The organism is Arthrobacter sp. SE2 (assembly GCF_058244265.1).
Map to the genome: position 1 here is coordinate 82028 of NZ_JBZAYA010000016.1, position 6668 is coordinate 88695.

General features: G+C 62.8%; 7 protein-coding genes. 5 read left to right on the plus strand and 2 right to left on the minus strand.

Features of this window, described 5'->3' with window-relative positions; translation table 11 throughout:
- Positions 1-42 precede the first annotated feature (42 nt).
- Together AC4CS3_RS18960 and AC4CS3_RS18965 are read right to left on the minus strand one after the other, a co-directional pair.
- On the minus strand, positions 43-705 hold the full coding sequence (locus AC4CS3_RS18960) for a hypothetical protein (protein WP_490784725.1): 663 nt from the start codon (positions 703-705) through the stop codon (positions 43-45).
- A gap of 196 nt (positions 706-901) precedes the next feature.
- Complete coding sequence (locus AC4CS3_RS18965) at positions 902-1450, minus strand: YceI family protein (RefSeq protein ID WP_490784726.1); 549 nt, start codon at positions 1448-1450, stop codon at positions 902-904.
- 203 nt (positions 1451-1653) lie between these two features.
- Here AC4CS3_RS18965 and AC4CS3_RS18970 point away from each other — a divergent pair, with 203 nt between their 5' ends.
- Genes AC4CS3_RS18970 through ccsB form a run of 5 tightly spaced genes read left to right on the plus strand, consistent with a single transcriptional unit; the run spans position 1654 to position 6518 of the window.
- Positions 1654-2316, plus strand: a complete 663-nt coding sequence (locus AC4CS3_RS18970; RefSeq protein WP_490784727.1) for a histidine phosphatase family protein — start codon at positions 1654-1656, stop codon at positions 2314-2316.
- A gap of 2 nt (positions 2317-2318) precedes the next feature.
- Positions 2319-2969: a TlpA family protein disulfide reductase gene (locus tag AC4CS3_RS18975; RefSeq protein WP_490784731.1), complete on the plus strand. Its 651-nt coding sequence runs from the start codon at positions 2319-2321 to the stop codon at positions 2967-2969.
- Positions 2970-2983: 14 nt separating this feature from the next.
- Complete coding sequence (locus tag AC4CS3_RS18980) at positions 2984-3739, plus strand: cytochrome c biogenesis CcdA family protein (RefSeq protein ID WP_345448993.1); 756 nt, start codon at positions 2984-2986, stop codon at positions 3737-3739.
- A complete protein-coding gene (gene resB / locus AC4CS3_RS18985; protein ID WP_490784728.1) occupies positions 3739-5454 on the plus strand; it encodes a cytochrome c biogenesis protein ResB in 1716 nt (571 codons plus the stop codon). Before AC4CS3_RS18980 ends, resB begins: the two co-directional genes overlap by 1 nt.
- Entirely contained in the window at positions 5454-6518 is a 1065-nt protein-coding gene (ccsB, locus tag AC4CS3_RS18990; RefSeq protein WP_332602659.1) for a c-type cytochrome biogenesis protein CcsB, read from the plus strand. The genes resB and ccsB overlap by 1 nt, the downstream gene beginning before the upstream one ends.
- Positions 6519-6668 lie beyond the last annotated feature (150 nt).

The following is a 6668-nucleotide window of genomic DNA, read 5'->3' on the forward strand; positions in this document are numbered from 1 at the left end:
GGGACCGGCCGCGGCCTTCAGTTATGGGTACTGGGTTGTCCGTTATACGAAGTGCTTCCTGGGCTCCGGAAGCCACATCAAGACCGCAGCCGCGACGGCTACCGCCGATCCGATGAAGTTGAGGTTAAGGGTAACCACCTGGACCAGAAGGGAAATTACCGCGAACGCTCCGAGGATGGTCAGGACAAGTCGCGCCCAGCGGGAACCCTCTTTGAGTCGAATGGCAATGAAGATGTAGAGGGCTGCGAACACCAGGCTGAAAATCAGGCCCACAATGCCAGGGCCCACCATCATCTCGCCGAAGAGGCCGCGCATCGTGAAGATGTTCAGGAAGCTGGCAACAATACCCAAGGCGGCAGCCGCGACCCACAACCAGTAGGAGATGGTCAGCTGCTGCGGCACTCCGGTGGTGTCCCGAAAGCGCTGCGCGATGTTGTTGAAGTCGAGTCCAAAAGTGTTCCGCGCCGGGGCCGCGTAGCCGAGCCCTGCCGGCGGAGCGGTATTCGGACCCGCTGGCATGCCGTAGGCGGGTTGGCCCTGCTGCTGGTATCCGGGAGCGGGCTGCTGGTAAGAGGGGGGCGCTTGGTAAGAAGGAGGTGCTTGGTATCCCTGCGGAGGCTGGTAACCCGCAGGAGGGACATTGCCGGGCTGCGGTGGCTGGGCTCCGGGCTGCTGAGGCTGAGGAGCTTCGTTTGGGTTACTCATGGCATCACTTTAGACCTGAGGTTTAAGGATTCATAGGAAATTCTTGGCTAATTCGCCGCTAAGTATCGGCTTTCACCCGAACAATAGGCGGGTGACACCGCGAGCAAAAATGGCGCCTCCTGGGCTGCACACGCAATCGTGTGCGGCCCCGAAGGCGCCATTCAGTCCGGGAGCCCGGAGGATTTGGAACCTGGGATCAGGCGGCAGGTGCGATGAAAGCCAGTTCGAGGTTGATGACAACCTTGTCGCTGACCAGCACGCCGCCGGCCTCAAGCACTGCGTTCCAGGTCAGGCCGAAGTCCTTGCGGCTGATAGTGGTCTCACCGGAGACGCCTGCGCGGGTGTTGCCGAACGGGTCAACGGCCACGCCGTTGAACTCGGTCTCGATGGTGACCTCTTTGGAGACGCCCTTGATGGTCAGGTCGCCCACGAGGTCGAAGCTGTCACCGTTGGCCTTGACGTGGCGGGAGACGAAACTGATTTCCGGGAACTTCTCCACATCGAAGAAGTCCTCGCCCTTGACGTGGCCGTCGCGGTTGGCGTCGCCCGAGTCGAAGCTGGCGGTCTGGATGGTTGCTGCGACCTTGGAGTCGGCCAGGCCGCTGCCGAGTTCCAAGGTGGCCTCTGCCTCGGTGAACTGGCCGCGGACCTTGCTGATGCCTGCGTGGCGGACGGTGAAACCGATCTCGCTGTGGGAGTTGTCGAGGGTCCAGACGCCGGTGGTGACGTTTGCGGGAAGAGTCATGGGGTTCTCCTTGGGAAGGTGTGATCGTAGCTTCATCGGTCGTTCGGCCGTACTTAGTTGAAGTGTCAACCGAACCTTGTGTCAAGTATAAACATGCAAATGCATCTTTTATTCCACCTTCGGGGAACATTCTGAAGAAACTTTCAGTTCTACGAAACGTAGAAGATTTCAGATCGCCCGCCTTCTTTGAGAAACTGGTAAACATGCCCCAAGCAACTGTCCATCTGCTCCGCCATGGCGAGGTCTACAATCCCGACGGCATTCTGTACGGCAGGCTGCCCGAATTCCACCTCTCCGAACGCGGCCGCGAGATGGCCAAGATGCTCGCGGACCACTTCGCCGCTCGCGTCGCCCAGGGGGCGAAAATCGTCTACCTTGTCTCCTCGCCGTTGACCCGCGCACAGGAAACCGCCCTCCCCACTTCCCAGGCGCTGGACCTCCAGATCCACACGGAACCGCGGATCATCGAGGCGGAGAACCATTTCGAAGGGCTCAAGGCCAACATCTCCGAATTCATCAAGCCCAAGCATTGGTTCGAGTACCGCAATCCGCTGCGCCCGTCCTGGGGCGAGTCTTACCAGGACCAGGTCGCCCGCATGCGTGCCGCCGTCGAGGACGCCCGGCTGAAAGCGATCGAACTCGGCGGCGATGGCGCTGAAGCCATCCTCGTCAGCCACCAGCTCCCCATCTACGCCACGCGCCTCAGCGCGGAAGGCCGGCCCCTGTGGCACGATCCGCGCAAGCGCGAGTGCACGCTGACGTCGCTGACTTCCCTGATGTTCGACGACGGCAAGGTCGCGCGGGTGGAGTACAGCGAACCCGCTGCCGTGCTGCTGCCCGGTGCCGCGAAGACGCCCGGAGCATGACAATGAACGGGAACACCACGAGCCGCAAGACCAGCGGCCAGAAGATCAATGCCGCCTTGACTTCACGCCGCAGCTTCCTGGCTGTCGGGGGAGTGGCACTCTCTGCACTGACCATGGGCTTGTCCGCCTGTGCCCAGGAAGACGCCCTGGCCCAGCAAGCGAAAGCCGGGGACAACAAGAACTACGTTGCCGGGGATGGCTCGGTGACCGAATTCGCCAAAGCGGACCGCAAGGCCGCCGTCGGGATCAAGGGCACTTTGTTCGACGGAACTGCCGTGACCCCGCAGGACCTGCTTGGCAAGGTAACCGTCCTCAACTTCTGGTTCGCCGCGTGTGCGCCGTGCCGGGTTGAAGCGCCGATCCTCGAGGAACTGCACCAGGAGTTCAAGAGCAAAGGCGTCCAGTTCTACGGTGTGAACCTTCGGGACGAGAAGGCCACGGCCGATGCGTTCGACCAGACGTTCAAGCTCACGTACCCCAGCTTCGACGACAAAGACGGCGCCGTGCTGCTGTCTGTCTCCGGTATTGTGCCTCCCGGTGCGGTGCCCACCACACTCGTTCTCGACAAAGAAGGCAAGGTTGCTGCCCGCGTCCTGGGCGAGATCGAGAAGAGCACTCTCAAGGCACTCATCACCACTGCGGTTGCCGAGTAGGTGACCCGGACAGCGTGAACAGCCCTTTCGCCGAGACCATCCTGAGCGGTTCCTTGCTGCTGGCCATCCCCGTGGCTTTGCTGGCCGGACTCGTGTCCTTCCTGTCGCCGTGCGTCCTTCCCCTCGTTCCCGGCTACCTTGGCTACGTGACCGGGCTGACCGGCGTCGACCTCCAGAAGCAAAGGCGCGGGCGCATGCTCGCGGGAATCGGCCTGTTCGTCCTCGGATTCTCCTCGATTTTCGTCCTCCTCGGCGGCGCCTTCGGCCAATTGGGGACCCTCATTACAGGCCCGCAGAACGCGTGGATCACGCAATTGCTGGGCATTCTGGTGATCATCATGGGCGTCGTCTTCCTGGGCGGCTTCGGTTGGCTTCAGCGTGACGCCAAAATCCATGCCAAGCCGCCCGCCGGGCTGTGGGGTGCGCCGTTGCTGGGCATCACGTTCGGCCTCGGTTGGGCGCCCTGTATTGGTCCTACCTATTCCGCCGTCCAGTTGCTGAGCCTTTCCGGGGGGTCGTCCGCCGCGAAGGGGGCCCTCCTGGCGTTTGTCTATAGTCTTGGCCTGGGCATTCCCTTCCTTTTGATAGCCCTCGCAGTCCGCCGGGGGATGGGTGTGATGTCCTTCTTCCGCCAGCATCGCCTCGCGATCCAGCGGATGGGCGGGGGCATCCTGATCCTCCTGGGAATCCTGATGGCCACGGGAGTGTGGGGTGCCTGGGTTACCGGGCTGCAGTACTGGTTCCAAACCGATGTGAAGTTGCCGATCTGATGAGCGAGCCCGTGCAAGGTAAAAAGAAGTCCAACAAGTCCGCTAGCGAATCCGCGGAAGCTGACAAGGCGAACGGCAAGGCGCTTGACAAGGCCAAGGCCGAGGCGGCGCTGCCGGTCCTGGGGATCGTAGGCATGCTGCGCTGGGCCTGGACCCAGCTGACCAGCATGCGTACAGCGCTGTTCCTCCTGCTCCTCCTGGCCGTCGCGGCAGTTCCAGGCTCGCTGTTCCCGCAGCGCCCGGCTAACCCCTCGATCGTGACGCAGTACATCAGCGACCACCCGGACTACGGCAAGCTCCTGGACTCCGTCCAGCTCTACGACGTGTACTCCTCGGCCTGGTTCTCGGCGATCTACATCCTTCTGTTCATCTCCCTGATCGGCTGCGTCACGCCACGGGCCATCGCCCACTACAAGGCGATGCGCTCCCAGCCGCCGCGGACCCCGAAGCGTCTCTCCCGCCTCCCGGAGTACGGCACGCTTGTGCTGCCCGCCGACGCCGGGATCCCGGCGTCGAAGGCTATCTCGGACGCCGCCGCGGTACTGAAGAAGCGCGGCTATCGCGTGGAGGTGCGCGACGTCGACGCCGCCATGCCTTCCTTGGGTGCCGAGCGGGGCTTCCTCAAGGAAGTGGGCAACCTCGTGTTCCACGCTTCGCTGATCGGAGTGTTGGTTTCGGTGGCGGTCGGCGGGCTGTTCGGCTATAGCGGCCAGCGCATCCTGGTGGAAGGCGATACCTTCGTGAACACCTTGGTGGGCTATGACCAGTTCAGCCCGGGCACCAACTTCCAGAGCAGCTGGCTGCAGCCGTACTCAATCCAGCTGAACAAGTTCGACGTGCAGTTCGACCGGGAATCGCCGGCGCACTTCGGCCAGCCCATCGACTTCACGGCCGACGTCACCACCAAGGACACCCCGGACGCACCCGCTAAGAAGCAGGTCCTCAAGGTCAACGATCCCGTGACCCTTGGCGATACCAGCATTTACCTGACAGGCAACGGCTATGCTCCTGTGGTCACGGTCCGGGACGGTGCCGGCAACGTCGCCATGCAGGGACCTGTGGTAGCCAAGCTGCAAGGTGATAACTACTACTCCTCGGTGGTCATCAAGGTTCCCGATGCCAAGCCCGATCAGCTCGGCTTCGCAGGGTTCTTCCTTCCCACCGCGATGGTGACGGACAAGGGCCTCGCCTACAGCGGCGATCCCTCACTCATCAATCCGCAGTTGAACCTCAACTCGTACTACGGTGACCTCGGCCTGAACAAGGGCACCCCGCAGAACGTTTTCGAGCTCGACGTCGCCAAGCTGACCCCGCTCAACGGCCGAGGCATGGCGGACAAGGCTATCGCGATCGCCCCTGGAGGCACGTACAAGCTTCCTAACGGCAAGGGCAGCATCACCTTTGACGGCGTCAAGAAGTACGTCGGCGTCGACATCCATCACAATCCGGGCCAGGCCACCGCGCTCGTGTTCGCCCTGCTGGCGGTCGCCGGACTGATTCTCTCCCTCTACCTGAACCGCCGCCGCGTCTGGGTCCGCACCGGAACCCACGACGACGGGCGCACAATGGTGGAGTACGGTCTCCTTGCCCGCGGCGAGGACCACAGGCTGGCCGGCGAAGCTGCCGCGATCCGCGAACTGCTGCAACGAGAATGGCTGCTCCACACAGAGCAGTCCACTGACACCGTTTCTTCCTCAACCTCGAAGGACCAGTAATGCTCCCCATCAACGAAACCATGGGCCAGTACAGCGAGCTTTTCATGCTGCTCGCGGCCGGCACCTACACGGTGGCGTTCATCGCTTTCGCGTGGGACCTCGCCAAGAGCAGCAAAATGCTGAAGGCAGTTGACCTGAAGGCGGCCTCTTCGGTGGCAGCCGAGGTCAAGGTTCCGGTGGCTGCCGGCCGTGCCGGCGGAAACGACGTCGGGGGACCTGCCGGCCGTACTGAGCGTCCGACGTCGGCGATCACCTCCGTCAACCAGACCGCCGGCGGCGACATGAAGTACGCCGCTGAGCGCCGCATTCCCGCCCGCGTGGCAGTGGCAGTCGCGATCATCGGCGTGGCAATCCATGGCGCCGGGGTCATCACCCGTGCGATCGGCGCGGGCCGGGTGCCGTGGGGCAACATGTACGAGTTCCTGACCACCGGTGCTTTCCTGGTGGTTGCGGTCTTCCTGCTCTCGTTGATCCGCCGCGACCTGCGCTTCCTGGGCACCTTCGTGCTGGGCCTCGCCGTGATAATGATGGTGGCCGCGTCCGTGACGTACTGGACCCCGGTGGGCCACTTGGTCCCGGCACTGCAGAGCTACTGGCTGGTCATCCACGTCTCCATCGCAGTGATGTCCGCGTCCCTGTTCACCTTGACGTTCGCCATGTCAGCCCTGCAGTTGCTGCAATCGCACCGGCAGAAGACCCTGGCAGCCGGCGGCGTGGACAAACTGGGCTTCATGCGGCTCGTACCGAACGCGTTGAGCCTGGAAAACCTGTCCTACCGCATCAACACTGTGGGATTCGTGGGCTGGACCTTCACCCTCATGTTCGGCGCCATCTGGGCCGAGAAAGCCTGGGGCCGCTTCTGGGGCTGGGACACCAAGGAAGTCTGGACCTTCGTGATCTGGGTGGTCTATGCCGGCTACCTGCACGCGCGCGCCACCCGCGGCTGGACGGGAACCCGTGCGGCCTGGTTGTCGATTGCAGGCTACCTGTGCGTGATCTTCAACTTCACCGTGGTCAACGTGTTCTTCAACGGCCTGCACTCTTACTCGGGGCTTTCGCAGTAGGTTCAACGTGCTGGTCCCGCGGGCCGGGTCCGCGGGCATCAGCGCCTTGCCGTCCTGACCCTTTTTGAATTAACGACGACGGCGACACTCCGCACTCTTGGGTTCTAGCGGTCGTTGCAACACCCAGAATTTTTGGGAGTTGCAACGACC

Excerpts from the sequence above, each read along its gene's own strand:
- AC4CS3_RS18960 (WP_490784725.1), bottom strand. The coding sequence starts at position 705 with ATGAGTAACCCAAACGAAGCTCCTCAGCCTCAGCAGCCCGGAGCCCAG.
- AC4CS3_RS18965 (WP_490784726.1), bottom strand. The coding sequence starts at position 1,450 with ATGACTCTTCCCGCAAACGTCACCACCGGCGTCTGGACCCTCGACAAC.
- AC4CS3_RS18970 (WP_490784727.1), top strand. The coding sequence starts at position 1,654 with ATGCCCCAAGCAACTGTCCATCTGCTCCGCCATGGCGAGGTCTACAAT.
- AC4CS3_RS18975 (WP_490784731.1), top strand. The coding sequence starts at position 2,319 with ATGAACGGGAACACCACGAGCCGCAAGACCAGCGGCCAGAAGATCAAT.
- resB (WP_490784728.1), top strand. The coding sequence starts at position 3,739 with ATGAGCGAGCCCGTGCAAGGTAAAAAGAAGTCCAACAAGTCCGCTAGC.
- ccsB (WP_332602659.1), top strand. The coding sequence starts at position 5,454 with ATGCTCCCCATCAACGAAACCATGGGCCAGTACAGCGAGCTTTTCATG.